The sequence below is a fragment of the Pseudomonas fungipugnans genome (assembly GCF_029955235.1).
GTDB classification, from domain to species: Bacteria; Pseudomonadota; Gammaproteobacteria; order Pseudomonadales; family Pseudomonadaceae; genus Aquipseudomonas; species Aquipseudomonas fungipugnans.
On the sequence record NZ_JARBWL010000001.1, the window covers coordinates 3,187,610 to 3,208,091 of the forward strand.

A 20,482-nucleotide genomic window follows, 5' to 3' on the forward strand; every position below is an offset into this window, starting at 1 on the left:
TTCCTCAAGCCGCATCGCGCCGGGATTCGCTGCGGTAAGCCGCTACCGCATCGATCAAGGCTTGCAGAATCGCGGCGCTTTCGCCGATCACCGACAGGTCGGCCCGTTTGATCATGTCGCAACCCGGATCGAGGTTGATTGCCACCACCTTGTCGCAGGCACCGATGCCTTGCAGGTGCTGGATCGCCCCGGAAATCCCCACGGCCACGTAAACCCGCGCAGTGACCCAAGTGCCGGATGCACCGACCTGCCGGTCCCGCGCCATGAAGCCGTCGTCCACCGCTACCCGGGACGCGCCCTCGGTGGCGCCGAGGGCTTGGGCGGTCCTGTGGAAAAGTCCCCAGTCCTTGACCCCGTTGCCGCCGGAGAAGATGAACTCGGCTTCGGCCATCGGAATCGCCGCCGGGTCCACCGCTACGGCGCCCAGGTCCTCGATACGCGACAGGCTGCGCGCCACTGCTGTGGATAACTCCACCGGCAATGCTTCGTGACGGGTATCGCTGACCGGTTCTGCACATTCGGCAGCCGCCAGAATCAAGCGTGCGAGCGGACGCGCAAGGTCTTGCAGACCGGCACCGGCACGGCCAATGCATTGCTGATCCTTGACCTGCCAGACCCGCGTGGCCGGGCGTTCCCCCAACGCCGCCGCAAAGCGCCGACCGAGTTCACCACCACCGCTGCGACTGTCCGGCAGCAACCAATGACGCGGGCTGAACTGGTTATCCACAGCCCGCAGCCCCTGCACCCGTTGCTCCGGTGCATAACCACTGAATTCATCGCCTTCGAGCACCAACAGGCGATCGACGCCAGCCGTGGCAAAGGCGTTTTCCTTGTGTTCGCCGAACACCACGGCCAACACCGCGCCATCGTTGCCGGCCAACTGATGCGCGAGGCCGAGCAAATCCCGGTCATGGCTGCTCAAACGGCCACCCACCATGTCCGGCACCACGCTGATGTAGAACGCAGGTGCCGGCACCTGATGCAGCGGCAATTGCACTTCAACGGCCGCCGAACGTTTGCTCGCCCCACCCTGCTGCGCGCCGCTACGGTCGATACGCTTGATGCCGTTAGGCCCGATAAACCCGATGCCGTGCAGGTTCTTGCGAATGACGCCGTTAGGCCCCATCCAGCTGTGTTGCGCCGGTTGCATGGCCGCATGCAGCGGGTGCAGACGGTTGCGGGCGATCCATTCGGCGCGGGGATCGCGGCGGATAATGTCGCTCATCAATGCACCTCCGCGGGTTCACGTTTGGCTGGCGTTGCCGGCTTGCTCGGCGCGGCGTCTTCGAGCAAGGCATCGGCCACCAGTTCGGCGATGTCCTTGATCAACGGACGCGGTTCAACCACGCCTTCGAGCATCGCCGTGCACTGTGGACAACCCACGGCCACCAGCTCGGCACCGGTTTCGCGGATGTCGTCCATGCGCATGTCGGGGATCCGTTGTTTGCCCGGAATGTCAGTGATCGGCGCGCCGCCGCCACCGCCGCAGCAGCGTGAACGGAACCCGGAACGTTGCATCTCTTTGACTTCAATCCCGAGCGCGCGCAGCACTTCACGCGGCGCCTCGTATTCGCCGTTGTAGCGGCCGAGGTAGCACGGGTCGTGGTACGTCACGCTGCTGCCTTTGTGTTGGCCGAGATTCAACGCGCCAGCGCCGATGATTTCGGCCATGTAGGTGCTGTGGTGCTGCACCAGGTAGTGGCCGTCGAAGGCGCCGTACTCGTTTTTCAGCACATGGAAACTGTGCGGGTCGCAGGTGACGATGCGGTTGAAGCTGTATTTGGCCAAGGTCTGGATGTTGCGCTTGGCCAACAGCTGGAACGTTGCTTCATCACCCAGGCGCCGGGCCACATCGCCGCTGTCGCGTTCTTCAAGACCCAGCACTGCGAAGTCGACCTTGGCCGCTTTCAGCACTTTGACGAAGGCGCGCAAGGTGCGCTGGTTGCGCATGTCGAACGCACCGTCGCCGACCCAGAACAGCACGTCGACAGACTTTTTCTCGCTGAGCAGATTGAGGTTCAAATCCGCCGCCCAGTTCATCCGCCCACCGGGCGCGAAGCCGCCAGGGTTGTCGGTGGCGATCAGGTTTTCCAGGACTTCGGCGCCCTTGTTGGGCGTGGCGCCTTTTTCCAGGGTCAGATGACGGCGCATGTCGACGATGGCGTCGACGTGCTCGATCATCATCGGGCATTCCTCGACGCAGGCGCGGCAGGTGGTGCAGGACCACAGGGTCTCGGCGTCCACCAGACCGTTGACGATGGGTTGATGCGGGTTGCCGCTATGTTCGCCCACGGTTTTGCCCGGATACGGGCTGCCGGCGAATTTGGCATCGGTGCCACCGGCCAGGCCGACGACCATGTCTTGAATCAGCTTTTTCGGGTTCAGCGGCTGGCCAGCGGCAAACGCCGGACAGGCGGCTTCACATTTACCGCACTGCACGCAGGCGTCGAAACCGAGCAGTTGGTTCCAGGTGAAATCCCTGGGTTTTTCCACGCCCAGCGGTGCGCTCGGATCGTTGAGGTCCAGCGGTTTCAGGCCGGTGGAACGGCCGCCGTTGAAGCGTTCGGCGCGACGGTGCCAGGCCAGGTGCAATGCGCCAGCAAAGGCGTGCTTCATCGGGCCGCCCCAGGTCATGCCGAAGAACAGTTCCGAGACGCCCCACAGCACGCCGACCCCGAGAATCGCCGCCACCAGCCAACCGCCGAAATTTTCCGGAAGGATGCCCGCCACCGGCAGCGTCACGAGGAAGAACGATGCCGAGAATGCCAGCAGGCTTTTCGGCAAGCGCATCCAGGGGCCTTTGGACAAACGGGCCGGTGGGTTGCGACGGCGCAGGTAGACGAAGATCGCGCCGACGAACATCACCGCAGTCATCAGCAACAGGGCGTAACCGAGAAAGCGGTTATGCAGGCCGAAACCGTGGACCAGAATGGCCAGCACCATCGATGCGACCGCGCCGCCGGCTGTGGCGACGTGGGTGTTGGCGATGTATTTGTCCCGCGCGACGACGTGGTGCAAATCGACCATGTAGCGCTTGGGCATGGCCAGCAGGCCGCCGATCAAATCGACCTTCGAGGCACGGCCCCGGCGCCACATGGCCGCCCGCCGCAACGCGCCCAGGACAGCCAGGCCCAGGGCAGCGAACAGCAGGATTGGAAGAAGGGTGTTCAACATGTGGAGCTCCCAAAGACCTCGGGGTCTTGCACGGGTTCATGTGCGTGCCGATGAAGGCCTGGCACCTACCTGTGGCGAGGGGGTTTGCCCCCGTTCGGCTGCGAAGCAGTCGTAAACCGGCCAACGCGTTCTTACTGACAGACCGCATTGGCTGATTTGGGGCCGCTTCGCAGCCCAACGGGAGCCAGCTCCCTCGCCACAGGTGATGGTGGTGAAGCCGTTAGAAATCCTTGCACAACCGCAACGCGTCATAGATCGCCGCGTGGGTGTTGCGCTGGGCCACGCAGTCGCCGATGCGGAACAGCAAATAGCCGTCCCCCGGTTGGCTCAGCGATGGCTGCGGCTTGATCGCGAACAGGGCTTCGATGTCCATCTGGCCCTTGTTGCGCGAGCCCTCTTTGAGCGCGTAATAGATTTCTTCGTCCGGACGCACGCCGTTTTCCACCACCACCTGGTCCACCACCCGCTCCTCTCTGGCGCCGGTGTATTCGTTCTCCAGCACCGCCACCAGCTTGTCGCCTTCGCGGTAGACCTTCTCCAGCATCATGTCGCCGGTCATGATCACTTCTTTGGGGTACATGCTGCGGTAGTAGGTCGGGAACGATGTGCCGCCAATCGCCACGCCCGGCTTGATGTCGTCTGTGACGATCTCGACCTGGCTGCCCTTGTCGGCGAGGAAGTCTGCAGTGGACATCCCGGTGAATTCGCAAATGGTGTCGTAGACCAGCACGTTCTTGCCCGGCGCCACTTTGCCGTCAAGGATGTCCCAACTGCTGACCACCAGGCCTTCCGCCGCGCCCCAGTGTTCGTTCTGTTCCAGGAACGGATGACCGCCAACGGCGAGCACCACCACGTCCGGGCGCAGGTCGAGGATGGTCGGCGCATCCGCCGCCACGCCCAGACGCAGATCGACTTTCAACCGCGCCAGCTCCAGCTGGAACCAGCGGGTGATGCCGGCAATCTGGTCCCGTTGCGGGGCTTTCGAGGCGGTGGTGATCTGCCCGCCGATGAATTCTTTTTTCTCGAACAGCGTCACGTCATGGCCACGTTCGGCCGCCACGCGAGCCGCTTCCATCCCCGCAGGCCCGGCACCGACCACCACGACCTTGCGTTTGACACCGGTCGATTTCTCGATGATGTGCGGCACGCCCATGTATTCACGGGAGGTCGCGGCGTTCTGGATGCACAACACGTCCAGGCCCTGGTACTGACGGTCGATGCAGTAGTTGGCCCCGACGCACTGTTTGATCTGGTCGATCTGGCCCATCTTGATCTTGGCGATCAGGTGGGGATCGGCAATGTGGGCGCGGGTCATGCCGACCATGTCCACATAGCCACCTTCCAGAATACGCGTGGCCTGGTTCGGGTCCTTGATGTTCTGCGCGTGCAGCACCGGGGCCTTGACCACTTCCTTGATCCCGGCCGCCAGGTGCAGGAACGGCTCCGGTGGATAACTCATGTTCGGGATCACGTTGGCCAGGGTGTTGTGGGTGTCGCAACCCGAACCCACGACGCCGATGAAATCGAGCATGCCGGTGTCGTCGTAATACTTGGCGATTTGTTTCATGTCCTCGTGGGACAAGCCGTCCGGGTGAAACTCGTCACCGCACAGACGAATGCCGACGCAAAAATCCGGGCCGACTTCAGCGCGCACGGCCTTCAGCACTTCCAGGCCGAAACGCATGCGGTTCTCGAAGCTGCCGCCCCATTCGTCGGTACGTTTGTTGACGCGCGGGCTCCAGAACTGGTCGATCATGTGCTGGTGCACAGCGGACAATTCGACGCCATCCAGGCCACCGGCCTTGGCCCGCGCTGCAGCGCTGGCGTAGTTGCCGATCACCCGCCAGATTTCTTCCGGCTCGATGGTCTTGCAGGTCGCACGGTGCACCGGTTCGCGGATGCCAGACGGCGACAGCAGGGTTGGCCAGTGCTCACCGTCCCAACGCGAGCGTCGGCCCATGTGGGTAATCTGGATCATGATCTTGGCGCCATGCTTGTGCATGGCATCGGCCAGGTTCTGGAAATGCGGGATGATCCGGTCGTCCGCCAGGTTGACCGATTTCCACCAGCCTTGCGGGCTGTCGATGGCCACGCTGGAGGAACCGCCGCAAATCGCCAGGCCGATCCCGCCCTTGGCTTTCTCTTCGTAATACTTGACGTACCGGTCGGTGGTCATGCCGCCGTCGGTGGCATAGACCTCGGCGTGCGCGGTGCTGAGCACGCGGTTGCGGATGGTCAGTTTGCCGATCTGGATCGGCTGGAACATTGCTTCGAAAGCCATGGCGCGGTCCTCGACTTACAACGGCTTGACGGTGAACAGGCCGTCGTCGTGGCCCTCTTCGGAGCCACCGTAGACTTGTTCGGCCACGGTGCGGAGGCTGCTGCCACGGGCTTGCAGAATCTGGTCCATGGCCCCGGCAAACCAGCCGGTGAACATGTAGTCGACCTTGCGCCCGACCTTGCCGTACACGTAGACGAACGCCGAGTGTTCAAGCTTGACGCTGGCAGTGCCTTTGTCGAGGTCGATGTCCTGAATCTTGAACAGGCCCCAGCCGCGTTGCGACAGGCGCTTCATGTAGTGCTCGAATACCGCGACGCCTTCCAGGCCATGGCATTCGGCTTCTTTTTCACACCAGTGCCAGGCCGATTTGTAGCCGGCCTTGTAGAGGATCTCGGCATACGCATCGGCGCCCAGCACTTCCTCGATGCCCATGTGATTGTTGACGAAGAAATGGCGCGGCACGTACAGCATCGGCAGGGCGTCGGAGGTCCAGACACCGGTTTCGCTGTCGACTTCGATTGGCAATTGCGGGGCGATCTTGGCCATGGAAACTTAACTCCGGAAAATTCGGTTTGTTGCCCGCTGCACGGACGGCAGCGGGTAAGGATTCGTAAGTGCGGCGGCTTATTCGCCCCAGACGTCTCTCAGGACACTGACCCAGTTTTCGCCCATGATCTTGCGCACCACGCGCTCGGAGTGGCCGCGCTTGAGCAGCGTCTCGGTCAGGTTAGGGAACTCGCCCACGGTGCGGATGCCCAGCGGGTTGATGATCTTGCCGAAGCTGGTCAGACGGCGGGCATAGCCCTTGTCGTGGGTCAGCATTTCGAAGAAGTCCTGGCCGTGACCCTGGGTAAAGTCGGTGCCGATGCCGATGGCGTCTTCGCCGACGATGTTCATGGTGTATTCGATGGCTTCGGCGTAGTCGTCGATGGTCGAATCGATGCCCTTGGCCAGGAACGGCGCGAACATGGTCACGCCGACAAAACCACCGTGGTCGGCAATGAACTTGAGCTCTTCATCGGATTTGTTGCGCGGGTGCTCTTTGAGACCCGACGGCAGGCAGTGGGAATAGCAGACCGGTTTTTTCGATTCGAGGATGACTTCTTCGGACGTCTTGGAGCCGACGTGGGACAAGTCGCACATGATGCCGACACGGTTCATCTCGGCGACGACTTCGCGACCGAAACCCGACAGGCCGCCATCACGCTCGTAGCAACCGGTGCCGACGAGGTTCTGGGTGTTGTAGCACATCTGCACCACGCCCACGCCGAGCTGCTTGAAGATCTCGATGTAGCCCAGCTGGTCTTCAAAGGCATGGGCGTTCTGGAAGCCGAAGATGATCCCGGTCTTGCCCTGCTCCTTGGCTTTGCGGATGTCGGCGGTGGTTTTCACCGGGATCACCAGGTCGCTGTTCTCGCGGATCAGTTTCTGGCTGGCGGCAATGTTGTTGATGGTGGCCTGGAAGCCCTCCCACACCGACACGGTGCAGTTGGCTGCGGTCAGACCGCCCTTGCGCATGTCTTCGAACAGCTCACGGTTCCACTTGGCAATGATCAGCCCGTCGATAACGATGCTGTCGGCGTGCAATTCGGCTGGGCTCATCAGGCTGTCCCCTATTGGCGATTCATGCGCCGAATCGTCTGCCGGCGCTTTGGGGCCAGCATATGCCTCGGTGCCCGTGCAGCCGGGTGCAAAAACGACAGGGGAATTGCCGAAAGCGTCAATCGCAGGCAAACGGCTTGTCTGGCGTGCTTCTGGCTCCCTGTTCAGAACTCCGTTCTTGAGCCAGAATTCGCCGCATCTCTGGATATGCACTGAAAAATGGGGCGGCGGCGCAATGAAATCGATCTTCCTGGCTTTGGCACTGATAGCGACCGGCGTACACGCGGCCGAAGAGTCCGACAACAACCCGTGCGATGCGGTCGAAAACGACGTCCAGACCCTGGAATGCTCGGCCTACGGCAGAACCACCGCCGAACAGTTGCTCAAGGAAAACTACCAGGGCCTGACCGAACGCCTGCAAACGGCCTACGGCAAGAACCCGACGCAACTGGCCGACATCACCGCCAAACTCAAGACCGCTCAACAGCAATGGCAGAAGACCCGGGACGCGGATTGCGCGGTGGAAGCGTTTCCGGCGACGAGCGGTAGCAAGGCATTCACCATTGCGCAGAACGATTGCGTGGCGCGGATGAGCGACGAGCGGTCGGAGTTTTTGGAGTCGATTTCGCAGGAGTGAGGGAGGTTTTAGAGCGCTTGCCATACTGATTCAAGGACGGTCAGCAGCTTTTGGCTTTGCCCTTTATCGATTTCCAGATCAGCACAGCAAGCGCTCCATCCGGAAAACGCATCCAGCGTCTGTTCGATATAGCGCTCGGGCTCAAGGAAGCTGAAAGGGTTACACACTTCAATGAAGGCCTTGAGTGAGGGCCTGCCTCTCCCCCCAAATGCAGTCGTGTGTTCATTGCCGTGCCCGCCGGTACTGGAAAAGGTTAGGCAAGCCGATCCAGCGCGCTGATGGCGTGGCGCTCAATGCCCGGCGATCTGCAAGGCGATCTCTGCGGGCGAATAGAGGATATGGGTATTAGCGCCTAAGCTTTGCTGATCGCAAGCCATCCAGGTTACGGCCATGCCCGAGAAAAAAGCCCACGAGGAGTTTCTGAACCCCAAGTCGATGCTGACACCGGGCATAGCCGGCTCCCTGACCATGTTCATCACAAACACGCTGGTCAATCAGTTTGGTGTGCCCCCCAACTACACCGGGCTGATCATCAGCATTTTGTTTGGACTCGTGGTGTTCGCCGCGACATCGACTGTGTTGTGGCAACGCTTCGTGCTTTTCGTGCTCAATTCGCTGTTCATTTTCAGCTTTGCCCTTGGCGCCAATCAGGTTGGCGTTACTGCATCAAAAAGGACTGACGCGATTGCCCAGGCCAGTCCTCAGGCCGAGTGGTCTCTGGATGCAAACAAGGGCAAGCAAGCCTACTTTGCCAATTGGCTCGACGGTACCGTGCCTGAACGCAAGCAGTTGATCAGCACCGTGCAGGAACTTGACACCGATGTGGCCAAACGGACGCTTGAAGCATTAGGCGCGCAGTCCGCAGAACTGTCCTCGCCTCGTACCGCGCTGGAGACTCGTGCGGCCTTCTCCAGAAGCACGGAACAAGTCGAAAAGATCAGCACCGCGATCCGCAATGCAGATAAACCCGCGGTGGAAAGTCGAATTCACGAAGGCTGATCTGCACGCGCTGTGCACTGCCGGTAAGATGCCTGTACTTCACAAGGTTGCGCGTGAACCACTCATAAAAGGCTTTTGCATGAAGACTTGCGGCATCGAAATCAAAGGCAGCGAAGCGATCATCGCCATCGCCTCTCTCGACGGTCAGGCGCTGAGCCACATCGCCCTGGCCACCAAGAAAATCGCTCTTGAGGATGACGACGACGCCGCCAACGTCAAAATCTTCGCTGCTCAGGTCGCCTCGTTTGTGCGTGAAAACGCCATCGACCGGATCGCGATCAAGAAGCGCAGCAAGAAAGGCGAATTCGCCGGCGGGCCAACCACGTTCAAGATCGAGGGCGTTTTCCAGTTGCTGGAAAATTGTGAAGTGATACTGCTGTCACCGCAGACCATCAATGCGCAGAACAAGAAGTTCGCCTTTGAGCTGCCGGCGACGCTGAACAAGTATCAGCATGAAGCCTACAAGGCGGCGTGTTCTGCGCTGATGAAAAAGTAAGTTAGCCGGACTTCCGGGAGCGGTAGTGCTTGAGCCAGTCGGCGAATGACTTGTCTTCCAGCGCATACGCGCCGCGACTCGACTTCCAGACCAGCTCTTTCTCGCGCAGGGCATCAATGCAGGCTTGAATCGTCTGGGTGCCCGGCACCGTGTCGCTGCCCATGGCTTCGAGTGCCTTGCCAACCGCCACCAGAGTCGCATCGGTGAACGGCGCGAAGGGCTCGTTGTTTTTCGAACGTTCGACCATCACCTCCAGCACCGCGCGTTGCGGCACCGTCAGGGCGTTCCAGGCGCTTTCGAACTCGGTCCAGACGCCCGCTCGCAGCGTCTCGGCGCTGTTGCGCAACAACTCACCCAGGTTACTCGCTTCGCCGAGTTCGAGCGCCACTTCACCGATGATGCTTCGAAGCATTTCCGGGCGACGCCCCACCAGTTCAAAAGCCTGATCGATGTCGTCGGCAGAAAATTGGTTCGTCTGCGCCAGATGAGCGTTCAGATGAGCGGTGTAGGCCTTGGTAAACTCCTTGTTCAACAACGGGAACGGCGTGACGCTCGACCCGTAAAAGGGCTGATTTCGACTGAGCACCAAGTGCGCGAGCTTGTCTCGATTGGACCCGGTCAGCACCAGCCGCAGACCGCCGACATCATCCTCTCGCCCTTGGTTAAGCTGATCGCGAGCGGCCTTGAGCCCGAACATTGCGTTAACCCCGGCCTCGGTGGTCAAGGCGTGCTGGGCTTCGTCAATCACCAGCACCACGGTCTTGCCAGCGGCGCGGTGCAGCAACTCCAGGGCCTGGGTCAGCGTGGCACCTTCCGGCAATTGCGGCTTGCTGAAGTCCCAGGACAAGGTGCGCAGGAAACTGAGTTTTTCGATGCCGATGGACTTGGCCAGTTTGCGAATGCCTTTCTCGAACGGCACCAATGCACTGGCGATGGCGGAGGCAATCAGGTCGGCCGGGTCTTTGTCTTTATTGGCCCAGAGGTCGACATACACCGCCAGCCAGCCCCGGCTTTCACATTCAGGAATCAGGTCTTCGCGCAGGAAAGTACTTTTCCCGGTACGCCGCGGCGCCGACAGAAACAGGCCTGAGGTGTAGTTCTGAATTCCGGAACCGACCAGCCCATCGACAATATTGCGAGCCAGTTCGGGACGGCGGAACACAAAACCAGTGGGCTTTGACATGGTTTTATACTCAATTATGGCTGAAGGTATAATTTATAGTCGTGAGTATAATTGAGTATAAAAAGCTGTCAAACCACCTCCCGTCCATCCCCCAACCGCCGCCGATCCTCCCTCGGACACCGCGCAAACCGCGCCCGATAGCTGCGGGTGAAATACGATGGCGATTCAAACCCGCAGGCGATGCTCACTTCCAGCACGCTCATGTCGGTCTGGCGCAGCAATTGCCGGGCCTTCTCCAGGCGCAGGCGCAGGTAGAAATTGCTCGGCGTGTCGTTCAGGTGCAGGCGAAACAGGCGCTCCAGCTGGCGCCGGGTGACGCTGATCGATTCGGCCAGCGCCAGCGTGCTCAGCGGTGGCTCGCTGTGCTGTTCCATCTCGCCAATCACCTGCACCAGTTTCTTGTTGCTGATGCCGTAGCGCGTGGCGACTTCCATGCGCTGGTGGTCTTTGCGTGGGCGAATGCGCCCAAGCACGAATTGCTCGCTGACCTGAATCGCCAGCGCCGGGCCGTGGGCCTGGGCGATCAGGTCGAGCATCAGGTCGATGGAGGCGGTGCCGCCCGCTGAAGTGATGCGTCGGCGATCGATCTCGAACAGCTCCTGGGTGACGCTGAGCTGTGGATAGGACTCCTTGAACGCGTCGATCGCTTCCCAGTGCAGGGTCAGGCGATGACCCTCAAGCAGACCGGCTTCGGCGAGGACAAAACTGCCGGTGTCGATAGCGCCGAGGGTCACGCCTTCGTTGTCCAGCCGGCGCAACCAGTGGTCCAGCGCCGGGGTGGCGAATTTCAGCGGTTCGAAACCGGCGACCACCAGCAGCGTCGCGCCCTTCTTCAGCGGTTCCAGTGCGGCATCGGCGTTGACCGACATGCCATTGCTCGCCAGCACCGCCCCGCCGTCCGCGCTCAGCACATGCCAGCGATACAGCTCACCGCGAAAGCGATTGGCGACCCGCAGCGGTTCGATGGCGGAGATGAAACCGATGGCCGAAAAGCCCGGCATCAACAAGAAGTAGAAATCCTGGGACATGGAGCGCACTCGGTTGGCGGGTAGCGTGGGGTCGTTGATACGCCAGTTGTCGACGGCATTCAAGGGCGCAGGTCGCTGCAGTGCAAGAGCCGGTCGCCGTAGTGCGCTTTTGCGGGCCGACAGCTGCGTAACTTGGCATCACCGGTGCGCAGATGCCGGAACCCACAATAACGTCCTGCCGAGGAACGCGACATGAAACGACTGATCACCCGCTGTGTTCTTGCACTCAGTAGCACCGCTTTGTTGAGCGCCAGCGTCATGGCGGCCGAACCCGCCGCGTGCCAGAACGTGCGCATGGGCGTGGTCAACTGGACCGACGTGATCGCCACCAGCGCCATGACTCAGGTGCTGCTCGACGGCCTCGGCTATAACACCAAACAGACCAGCGCCTCCCAGCAGATCATCTTCGCCGGGATTCGCGACCAGCGCCTGGACCTGTTCCTCGGCTACTGGAACCCGCTGATGACGCAGACCATCACCCCGTTCGTCGATGGCAAACAGGTCAAGGTGCTGGAAGCGCCAAGCCTCAAAGATGCCCGCGCCACCCTTGCCGTGCCGACGTACCTGGCCGACAAGGGCCTGAAGACGTTCGCCGACATCGCCAAATTCGAAAAAGAACTGGGCGGCAAGATCTACGGTATCGAACCGGGTTCCGGCGCCAACACCCAGATCAAGGCGATGATCGCCAAGAACCAGTTTGGCCTCGGCAAGTTCCAGTTGGTCGAGTCCAGCGAAGCCGGGATGCTCGCCGCCGTGGATCGCGCCGTGCGCCGCAACGAAGCCGTGGTGTTCTTCGGCTGGGCGCCGCACCCGATGAACGTCAACGTGAAGATGACCTACCTCACCGGCAGCGACGACGCCCTGGGCCCGAACGAAGGCATGGCTACCGTCTGGACGGTCACCGCGCCGAACTACGCGCAGCAATGCCCGAACGTCAGTCGTTTGCTCAACAACCTGACATTCACCGCCGCCGACGAGAGCCGGATGATGCAGCCGCTGCTGGATCACAAGGACGCGTTCGAAGCCGCCAAACAGTGGCTCAAGGATCACCCGCAGGACAAACAGCGCTGGCTCGCAGGCGTGACCACCTTCGATGGCAAGCCGGCGGCGGACAACCTGCAGCTGACCCGTAAATAACCCCGACATGAATCACCGATTCGCAGCCCGGCCTGGGCTGCGTCCGGACACACCACGCCTGAAGGAAACCGCCTCATGAACCACGACGTCATCATCACCTGCGCACTCACCGGTGCTGGCGACACGACCGCCCGCAGCCCGCATGTGCCGGTCACCCCGAAACAGATCGCCGCCGCTGCCGTCGAAGCCGCCAAGGCCGGCGCCACCGTGGTCCATTGCCATGTGCGTGATCCGCAAACCGGCAAGTTCAGCCGTGACGTGGCGCTGTACCGAGAACTGATGGAGCGCATCCGCGAGGCGGACGTGGACATCATCGTCAACCTCACCGCCGGCATGGGCGGCGACCTGGAAATCGGCGCTGGCGAGAACCCGATGGAGTTCGGCCCGAACACTGATCTGGTCGGCCCCTTGACCCGTCTGGCCCACGTCGAAGCGCTGCTACCGGAAATCTGCACCCTGGATTGCGGCACCCTCAACTTCGGCGATGGCGACACCATTTACGTCTCCACCCCGGCCCAACTGCGTGCTGGCGCCAAACGTATTCAAGAGCTCGGCGTGAAGGCCGAGCTGGAAATTTTCGACACCGGTCACCTGTGGTTCGCCAAGCAGCTGATCAAGGAAGGCCTGCTGGACAACCCGCTGTTCCAGCTCTGCCTGGGCATTCCATGGGGCGCACCGGCCGACACTACCACCATGAAAGCCATGGTCGATAACCTGCCAGCGGACGCGGTCTGGGCCGGTTTCGGTATTGGCCGCATGCAGATGCCGATGGCCGCGCAGGCGGTGCTGCTGGGCGGCAACGTGCGGGTCGGGCTGGAAGACAATCTGTGGCTGGACAAGGGTGTGTTGGCAACCAATGGGCAGTTGGTGGAACGCGCTTCGGAAATTCTCAGCCGCCTCGGGGCGCGGGTGCTGACCCCGGCTGAAGGCCGCAAAAAGATGGGCCTGACTCAGCGCGGCTGACCCACACCCCACATCCCACATCCCCCCTGTGGGAGCGAGCCTGCTCGCGAAGGCGGCGTCACATCCGACATTTTTGGCGACTGACACTCCGCTTTCGCGGGCAAGCCCGCTCCCACACTGGATCACCGAACGCTTCAGGAAATCACCATGACCTTCATCACCCAAATCAAAACCTTCGCCGCACTCGGCAGCGGTGTCATCGGCAGCGGCTGGGTCGCGCGCGCCCTCGCCCATGGCCTGGACGTAGTCGCCTGGGACCCCGCGCCCGGCGCCGAAGCCGCCTTGCGCAAACGCGTCGCAAACGCCTGGGGGGCGCTGGAGAAACAGGGCCTGGCGCCCGGCGCGTCGCAAGAGCGGCTGCGCTTCGTCGCCACCATCGAGGAATGCGTGCGCGACGCGGATTTCATCCAGGAAAGCGCACCTGAACGCCTGGACCTGAAACTGGAACTGCACAGCAAAATCAGCGCGGCGGCCAAGCCCAATGCGCTGATCGGCTCCAGCACCTCGGGCCTGCTGCCGAGCGAGTTCTACGAGCGTTCGACGCACCCGGAGCGCTGCGTCGTCGGGCACCCGTTCAACCCGGTTTATCTGTTGCCATTGGTGGAAGTCGTTGGCGGCAAGAACACCGCGCCCGAAGCGGTGCAGGCGGCGATGAACGTCTATGAGTCGTTGGGCATGCGTCCACTGCATGTGCGCAAGGAAGTACCCGGCTTTATCGCCGACCGGCTGCTCGAAGCGCTATGGCGTGAGGCGCTGCACCTGGTCAACGACGGCGTGGCCACCACCGGTGAGATTGATGATGCGATCCGCTTCGGCGCGGGCCTGCGCTGGTCGTTCATGGGCACGTTCCTGACCTACACCCTGGCCGGTGGCGATGCCGGGATGCGGCACTTCATGGCGCAGTTCGGCCCGGCGTTGCAGCTGCCGTGGACGTATCTGCCGGCACCGGAGCTGACCGACAAGCTGATTGATGATGTGGTAGATGGGACCAGCGAGCAGTTGGGCGAGCGCAGCATCCCGGCGCTGGAGCGCTATCGTGATGATTGCTTGCTGGCGGTGCTGGAGGCGGTGAGGTCCACCAAAGAGAAACACGGGATGGCCTTCAGCGAGTAAATCGTCAGCAGGTCCGGCCCATTCGCGAGCAAGCTCGCTCCCACAGTTGACCGAGTTCCATGGTGGGAGCGAGTCTGCTCGCGATAGGGCCAGGCCAGTCACCCTCCCTATCGGAACATGAACCATGCCCACCCTCACCACCTACCAAACCAGAATCATCCCCGACTGGGTCGACTACAACGGTCACCTGCGCGATGCGTTCTACCTGCTGATCTTCAGTTACGCCACCGACGCGCTGATGGATCGCCTGGGGATGGACAGCAACAACCGCGAAGCCAGCGGTCACTCGCTGTTCACCCTGGAACTGCACCTCAACTACCTGCACGAAGTGAAGCTCGATGCCGAAGTCGAGGTGCGCACGCAAATCATCGCCCACGACCAGAAACGCCTGCACCTCTATCACAGCCTGCACCTGGTGGGCGGCGACAAGGCGCTGGCGGGCAATGAACAAATGCTGCTGCACGTCGATCTGGCCGGGCCGCGTTCGGCACCGTTCAGCGAAGCAACCCTGAGCAAGCTGCAAGCCATCGTTGACGGGCAGAGCGACCTGCCCGTCCCGGACTACATTGGCCGGGTGATTGCCCTTCCTCCGCAGAAATAAGCGTCATCGTTCTTCGCGAGCAAGCCCGCTCCCACATTTAACCGCATTCTTCTGAGAGAACTCGGTCAACTGTGGGAGCGAGCTTGCTCGCGATGGCGCCCGCCCCAGCACCACATATCTTCCTGACTCACAGGCAAAAAAAAGCCCCGATCAAGCCGTGACAGGATCGAGGCAGGGTGTACTGTCTGAGGAGCTGTTGCCCGAGGGTGACCAAACCGTCGTGTCGCCAGCTGAATCCAGTGTGCCCATTCGCCGCCAGGGCAAGTTAGCCGAAAACGACCTGTTCATAGGTATGGCAGCCACTGCGGCATTTGGTCCTTGCCGACACCCCGTGCCACTACCAGAATCGAGTCACGACACCGTTCCCTGAAGAAGGATTGCGTCATGATGCACGCCGATTTGATTGACCAGGATGATCTGCTGAGCCAGCTGCGAGCCCTGGGGTTTGATATGCCAGCAGGTGCCACGCCGGACCAGGCCTGTGAATGTGCGGTGCGTGGTTTGAACGACGCGCGGGCCAAAGCGCTCAAGGGCATGGTCGAGAAAATGCTGACGGGCAACGCCACGATATTGCCGGCGGTGCGTCAGGCGATCGACAAGCAGTTATTGCCAGCCCTCGTGCCATTCATCCAGAGCCGTAGCGCCTGACAGGACGCCTTCGCGAGCAAGCCGAATGTCGCACCGCCTCTCCCACAGTCGAACCCGTTCCCATGGGAGAACTCGGTCAACTGTGGGATCGAGCCTGCTCGCGAATGGAGCCGTCTCGGTCTAGAGCCTTACGCTGGCAAACGTCGACTCGTTACGCGCCTGACTCAACGCCGACAACGGCCCGGACAACGGTGACAGCACCATCGCTTGCGGCAACGGCATCATTGCCACTTGCTGCGTGGTGTTGGAGCCTACGCGCTCGTCACGCGGCGGAATGCCGAAGTACTCGCGGTAACACTTGGAGAAGTGTGGGGTGGAGACAAAGCCGCACACCGACGCCACTTCGATGATCGACATCGGTGTCTGCTTGAGCAACTGCCGAGCACGAATCAGCCGCAGTTTCAGGTAGTAGCGCGACGGCGAGCAGTGCAGGTATTTCTGGAACAGCCGCTCCAGTTGCCGACGAGACACGGCGACGTACACCGCCAGTTCGTCGAGGTCGATCGGCTCTTCGAGGTTGGCTTCCATCAGAGCGACGATTTCCTGCAACTTCGGCTGGTTGGTGCCGAGCATGTGCTTGAGCGGCACACGCTGGTGATCCTGTTCGTTGCGGATGCGCTCGTAGACAAACATTTCCGAAATGGCGGCGGACAGTTCACGCCCGTGATCGCGGCTGATCAGGTGCAGCATCATGTCCAGCGGCGCGGTACCACCGGAGCTGGTGAAGCGGTTACGGTCGAGGGTGAACAGGCGCGTACTCATCGCCACACGAGGAAAGGCTTCCTGCATCGAGGCCAGGCATTCCCAGTGCACGCTGCAATCAAAACCGTCGAGCAGACCGGCGCACGCCAGGGCCCAGCTGCCGGTGCACACTGCGCCCAGACGACGGGACTGACGCGCCTGGCTTTGCAGCCATGACACGTGTTCGCGGGTGACGGTGCGTTGAATGCCGATACCGCCGCAGACAATCACGGTGTCCAGGGCGGGCGCCTTGTGCATGGAGCAATCGGGGGTGATCTGTAGACCGTCACTGGCCCAGACCTGGCCACCGTCAACGGTGAGGGTCGTCCAGCGATACAGCTCGCGACCGGACAATTGGTTGGCCATGCGCAGGGGTTCCACTGCGGAGGCCAGAGAAATCAGCGTGAAATTGTCCAGCAGCAAAAAGCCGATGGATTGAGGCGCACGGTTCTGGGGTTGAGCCCCGGAGTTGAACGACGTCATCGCGGTATCTCCTCACACAAAGCGGGTGATGGCCTCAGGCGGAGGCTCTTGTTATTGCCATCGTTCTCGGGTGGGAGACGGGCTTTGTAATGACAGAGCAATTGCCATGCCTGAAATTGAATGAGCGTTCAATAACTCCTGAAAACGACGTCGGGATGTGTCTGGATATGACACGTCAGGAGTAAGGAATTAAAGCGCCATCAATTCCCACCGATGCCCTGCCCCGTGGCCGGTGAGCAAATCGGTAGCACTTGTGGGAACGGGGGCAGTGAAAGGCTGGGCGAGAGTGTCACCACAAGCACGGGTGACGAGTGGTCGGGAAGGCGTGGGGTGGACGATGGTGGAAACAGCGGCTTGTCTGATTGCGACGCGCTAAAACGTGGCGCTTGTTGGAGCGTGTGTTCACTTAGCGCGCAGTTTTGACTGGTCTGGTGGGGCAAACTAGTTCTTTGTGGCGAGGGAGCTTGCTCCCGCTGGGGCGTGAAGCGGCCCTGAAACCTGCAACCGAATTCTTTCAGATATAGCTTTGCGGCTGCTGCGCAGTCGAGCGGGAGCAAGCTCCCTCGCCACAGAAAATCACTTCATCAGTGAGCCAAGGGGTCTCAACACTCCACCGCACTCACCGCCAACCCGCCCCGCGATGTCTCTTTATATTTGTCATGCATGTCTGCCCCGGTATCGCGCATGGTGCGGATCACCCGATCCAGCGAAATGAAATGCTGACCATCGCCGCGCAAGGCCATCTGCGCCGCATTGATCGCTTTCACTGCCGCAATCGCATTGCGCTCGATACACGGCACTTGCACCAGGCCGCCGACCGGGTCGCAGGTCAGGCCGAGGTTGTGTTCCAGGCCGATTTCCGCCGCGTTGCACAGTTGCTCCGGCGTGGCGCCGAGGATTTCCGCCAACCCCGCCGCGGCCATGGCGCAGGCCGAACCGACTTCGCCCTGGCAACCGACTTCGGCCCCGGAAATCGAGGCGTTCTTTTTACACAGAATGCCCACCGCCGCCGCACCAAGAAAATAGTCGACGACGTTGGCGTCGGTCACCACTTCGCTGAACTTCATGAAGTAGTGCAACACCGCCGGGATGATTCCCGCTGCGCCATTGGTGGGTGCGGTGACCATGCGCCCGCCGGCCGCGTTCTCTTCGTTGACCGCCAGGGCAAACAGGTTGACCCACTCCATGGCGCTGAGGGTCGAGCCGATCACATTGGGTTTGTTCAGCTCCTGCAAGCTGCGATGCAGCCGGGCCGCGCGGCGTCGCACATTCAGGCCGCCCGGCAAAATGCCTTCGTGCTTGAGGCCCTGCTCCACGCAATCTTGCATGGCACGCCAGAGCTTCATCAGGCCGGCGCGAATTTCTTCTTCACTGCGCCAGACTTTCTCGTTGGCCAGCATCAGCTCGGCCACCCGCAGGTTGTGGGTCTGACAGAGTTCGAGCAGCTCCACGGCGCTGGAGAAGTCATAAGGCAACACGGTGCGGTCCAGATCCACCACGCCGCTTGCAGCCTGCGCCTCATCGACGACGAACCCGCCGCCGACCGAATAATAGGTGTCACGATGCAACTCGCCGTACTCACCCTCAACGATCAGGGTCATGGCATTGGGGTGGAACGGCAGGTTCTCGTCGATCAGGCGCATGTCTCGCGCCCAAATGAACGGCACCGACAGACGACCGTCGAGCAACAACGTATGGGTTTCGCGCAGGGTGTCGATGCGGATGCCGATTTGCGACGGGTCAATCGCATCCGGCCATTCGCCCATCAAGCCCATGATCACCGCGTTGTCGCTGCCATGACCGATGCCGGTGGCCGACAACGAGCCGTACAACTGCACTTCAACCCGCCGCACCTGCTCCAGCAGGTGCTTGTCGCGCAGCGATTCGACGAACAATGCGGCGGCGCGCATCGGCCCCACCGTGTGGGAACTGGAGGGGCCGATGCCGATCTTGAACAGGTCGAAAACGCTGATTGCCATGACTGCCAAAACTCCTGGATGGACCAACGCCAGGCGCAGAAGCGCCCGGTGACGGAGCTGCTACTCTGAAGCTGCAATCCGCCGGGATGGCCGCATCATCGGGCTTTTGCCCAGTCGTTCGACGTCTCACACCGACGCACTCATGCCCACCAACGCCGTGAGTCGCTGGCGCTTCGTTTTCACGGTTTTTTTACGGTTCAGAGGAGTAAAAAAGGCCGAAACTAGCTGTAAACGACCTCACCGACACTGGATACGACCATCCCTGTACTGGTTACGACGCACCCTGTAGGCGTCAGATTTTCACTGGTACATGATCGTATCGACTCGATTGCAAGGCGCCGTGGTAAAGCTGTCTCCAGAACGCCATCCAACCGCAACCCATAAGTGCGGTGGTCCAGTCGGAACACTGCCAAAAAAAACACAAAGGAGTCCACCCATGAAAGGTTCCCCGTCGTTGTTGTTGGCCGCCATGCTGAGTCTGCCGTTTCTGGCTCAAGCCGCAGAACCGGCCCAGTGCAGTACCGTGAACTTCTCTGATGTCGGCTGGACCGACATCACCGCTACCACCGCCACCACCAGCGTCGTGCTCAACGCCCTGGGCTACAAAACCAAGACCACGATGATTTCCGTACCGGTGACCTACAAGTCCCTGGCCGACGGCAAGAACATGGACGTGTTCCTCGGCAACTGGATGCCGACCATGGAGAACGACATCAAGGCCTACCGCGATGCGGGCACCGTGGACACCGTGCGCATCAACCTAAAGGGCGCCAAGTACACCCTCGCCGTACCGCAGGCGCTGTACGACAAAGGGCTGCATGACTTCGCCGACATCGCCAAATTCAAGAAGGAACTGGACGGCAAGATCTACGGGATCGAGCCGGGCAACGACGGCAACCGTCTGATCCAGACCATGATCGACAAGAACGCCTTCGGCTTGAAAGACGCCGGCTTCAAGGTTGTCGAATCCAGCGAAGCGGGCATGCTCTCGCAAGTGGATCGCGCGCAGAAACGCGACACCGCCGTGGTGTTCCTCGGCTGGGCGCCGCACCCGATGAACAAGCGCTTCAAGATCCAGTACCTCACCGGCGGTGACGACTTCTTCGGCCCGGACTTCGGCGCCGCTACCGTCCTGACCAACACCCGCAAGGGCTACTCCCAGGAATGCAGCAACGTGGGTCAGTTGCTGAAAAACCTGGAATTCACCGTCGACATGGAAAGCTCGCTGATGGGCAACATCCTGGACGACAAGATGAAACCTGAAGCGGCGGCCAAGGCCTGGCTGCAAAAGAATCCACAGGTGCTTGATACCTGGCTCGCTGGCGTGACCACCATTGACGGTAAACCAGGCCTTGCAGCCGTGAAAGCCAAGCTAGCGACGCCTTAACCCAGTAAGAATGCTTACGCCGGGTGGGTT

General features: G+C 61.2%; 18 protein-coding genes. 9 read left to right on the forward strand and 9 right to left on the reverse strand.

Features of this window, described 5'->3' with window-relative positions:
* Positions 1-4: 4 nt before the first annotated feature.
* The 5 genes from etfA to POF45_RS13520 all read right to left on the reverse strand — a co-directional run bounded on the left by etfA (position 5) and on the right by POF45_RS13520 (position 7,057).
* Positions 5-1,225 carry an electron transfer flavoprotein subunit alpha gene (etfA, locus tag POF45_RS13500; RefSeq protein WP_282315851.1) on the reverse strand — a complete coding sequence of 407 codons (1,221 nt, stop codon included), beginning with the start codon at positions 1,223-1,225 and terminating at the stop codon, positions 5-7.
* Entirely contained in the window at positions 1,225-3,174 is a 1,950-nt protein-coding gene (gene dgcB, locus POF45_RS13505) for a dimethylglycine demethylation protein DgcB (RefSeq protein WP_259497187.1), read from the reverse strand. The genes etfA and dgcB overlap by 1 nt, the downstream gene beginning before the upstream one ends.
* A 220-nt stretch (positions 3,175-3,394) precedes the next feature.
* Complete coding sequence (dgcA, locus tag POF45_RS13510) at positions 3,395-5,455, reverse strand: dimethylglycine demethylation protein DgcA (RefSeq protein WP_259497188.1); 2,061 nt, start codon at positions 5,453-5,455, stop codon at positions 3,395-3,397.
* Between the two features lie 15 nt (positions 5,456-5,470).
* Complete coding sequence (locus tag POF45_RS13515) at positions 5,471-6,001, reverse strand: DUF5943 domain-containing protein (RefSeq protein ID WP_259497189.1); 531 nt, start codon at positions 5,999-6,001, stop codon at positions 5,471-5,473.
* Between the two features lie 78 nt (positions 6,002-6,079).
* Positions 6,080-7,057, reverse strand: coding sequence for a dipeptidase (locus tag POF45_RS13520; RefSeq protein WP_259497190.1), 978 nt, complete (start codon positions 7,055-7,057; stop codon positions 6,080-6,082).
* Positions 7,058-7,292: 235 nt separating this feature from the next.
* On the opposite strand from POF45_RS13520, the gene POF45_RS13525 reads away from it, so the two are divergent.
* The 3 genes from POF45_RS13525 (at position 7,293) to POF45_RS13535 (ending at position 9,189) form a co-directional block, all read left to right on the forward strand.
* Positions 7,293-7,694 (forward strand): lysozyme inhibitor LprI family protein, encoded by a 402-nt coding sequence (locus POF45_RS13525; RefSeq protein ID WP_259497191.1) that lies wholly within the window; start codon positions 7,293-7,295, stop codon positions 7,692-7,694.
* Between the two features lie 390 nt (positions 7,695-8,084).
* Positions 8,085-8,693, forward strand: a complete 609-nt coding sequence (locus POF45_RS13530; RefSeq protein ID WP_282315852.1) for a hypothetical protein — start codon at positions 8,085-8,087, stop codon at positions 8,691-8,693.
* Between the two features lie 79 nt (positions 8,694-8,772).
* On the forward strand, positions 8,773-9,189 hold the full coding sequence (locus POF45_RS13535; RefSeq protein WP_259497195.1) for a DUF3010 family protein: 417 nt from the start codon (positions 8,773-8,775) through the stop codon (positions 9,187-9,189).
* 1 nt (position 9,190) lies between these two features.
* Here POF45_RS13535 and POF45_RS13540 read toward each other — a convergent pair whose 3' ends face one another.
* Positions 9,191-10,372, reverse strand: a complete 1,182-nt coding sequence (locus tag POF45_RS13540; protein ID WP_259497196.1) for an ATP-binding protein — start codon at positions 10,370-10,372, stop codon at positions 9,191-9,193.
* Positions 10,373-10,440: 68 nt separating this feature from the next.
* Positions 10,441-11,400, reverse strand: a complete 960-nt coding sequence (locus POF45_RS13545; RefSeq protein WP_259503284.1) for a GlxA family transcriptional regulator — start codon at positions 11,398-11,400, stop codon at positions 10,441-10,443.
* 192 nt (positions 11,401-11,592) lie between these two features.
* Between POF45_RS13545 and POF45_RS13550 the strand changes: the two genes are divergently transcribed.
* The 5 genes from POF45_RS13550 (at position 11,593) to POF45_RS13570 (ending at position 15,862) form a co-directional block, all read left to right on the forward strand.
* Positions 11,593-12,537, forward strand: a complete 945-nt coding sequence (locus tag POF45_RS13550; protein ID WP_259497197.1) for a choline ABC transporter substrate-binding protein — start codon at positions 11,593-11,595, stop codon at positions 12,535-12,537.
* Positions 12,538-12,612: 75 nt separating this feature from the next.
* Positions 12,613-13,500 (forward strand): 3-dehydrocarnitine:acetyl-CoA trimethylamine transferase CdhC, encoded by an 888-nt coding sequence (cdhC, locus tag POF45_RS13555; protein ID WP_282315853.1) that lies wholly within the window; start codon positions 12,613-12,615, stop codon positions 13,498-13,500.
* A gap of 147 nt (positions 13,501-13,647) precedes the next feature.
* Positions 13,648-14,613 (forward strand): L-carnitine dehydrogenase, encoded by a 966-nt coding sequence (locus POF45_RS13560; protein WP_282315854.1) that lies wholly within the window; start codon positions 13,648-13,650, stop codon positions 14,611-14,613.
* Between the two features lie 124 nt (positions 14,614-14,737).
* Entirely contained in the window at positions 14,738-15,214 is a 477-nt protein-coding gene (locus POF45_RS13565) for a thioesterase family protein (RefSeq protein ID WP_259497200.1), read from the forward strand.
* Positions 15,215-15,598: 384 nt separating this feature from the next.
* A complete protein-coding gene (locus POF45_RS13570; RefSeq protein WP_259497201.1) occupies positions 15,599-15,862 on the forward strand; it encodes a hypothetical protein in 264 nt (87 codons plus the stop codon).
* Positions 15,863-15,982: 120 nt separating this feature from the next.
* Here the strand turns inward: POF45_RS13570 and gbdR are convergent, their stop codons facing one another.
* Together gbdR and POF45_RS13580 are read right to left on the reverse strand one after the other, a co-directional pair.
* Positions 15,983-17,086 (reverse strand): choline metabolism transcriptional regulator GbdR, encoded by a 1,104-nt coding sequence (gene gbdR, locus POF45_RS13575; protein WP_259497202.1) that lies wholly within the window; start codon positions 17,084-17,086, stop codon positions 15,983-15,985.
* Positions 17,087-17,688: 602 nt separating this feature from the next.
* Positions 17,689-19,065 (reverse strand): L-serine ammonia-lyase, encoded by a 1,377-nt coding sequence (locus POF45_RS13580; protein ID WP_259497203.1) that lies wholly within the window; start codon positions 19,063-19,065, stop codon positions 17,689-17,691.
* A gap of 436 nt (positions 19,066-19,501) precedes the next feature.
* Here POF45_RS13580 and POF45_RS13585 point away from each other — a divergent pair, with 436 nt between their 5' ends.
* Positions 19,502-20,452, forward strand: coding sequence for a choline ABC transporter substrate-binding protein (locus POF45_RS13585; RefSeq protein WP_259497204.1), 951 nt, complete (start codon positions 19,502-19,504; stop codon positions 20,450-20,452).
* Positions 20,453-20,482: the final 30 nt, after the last annotated feature.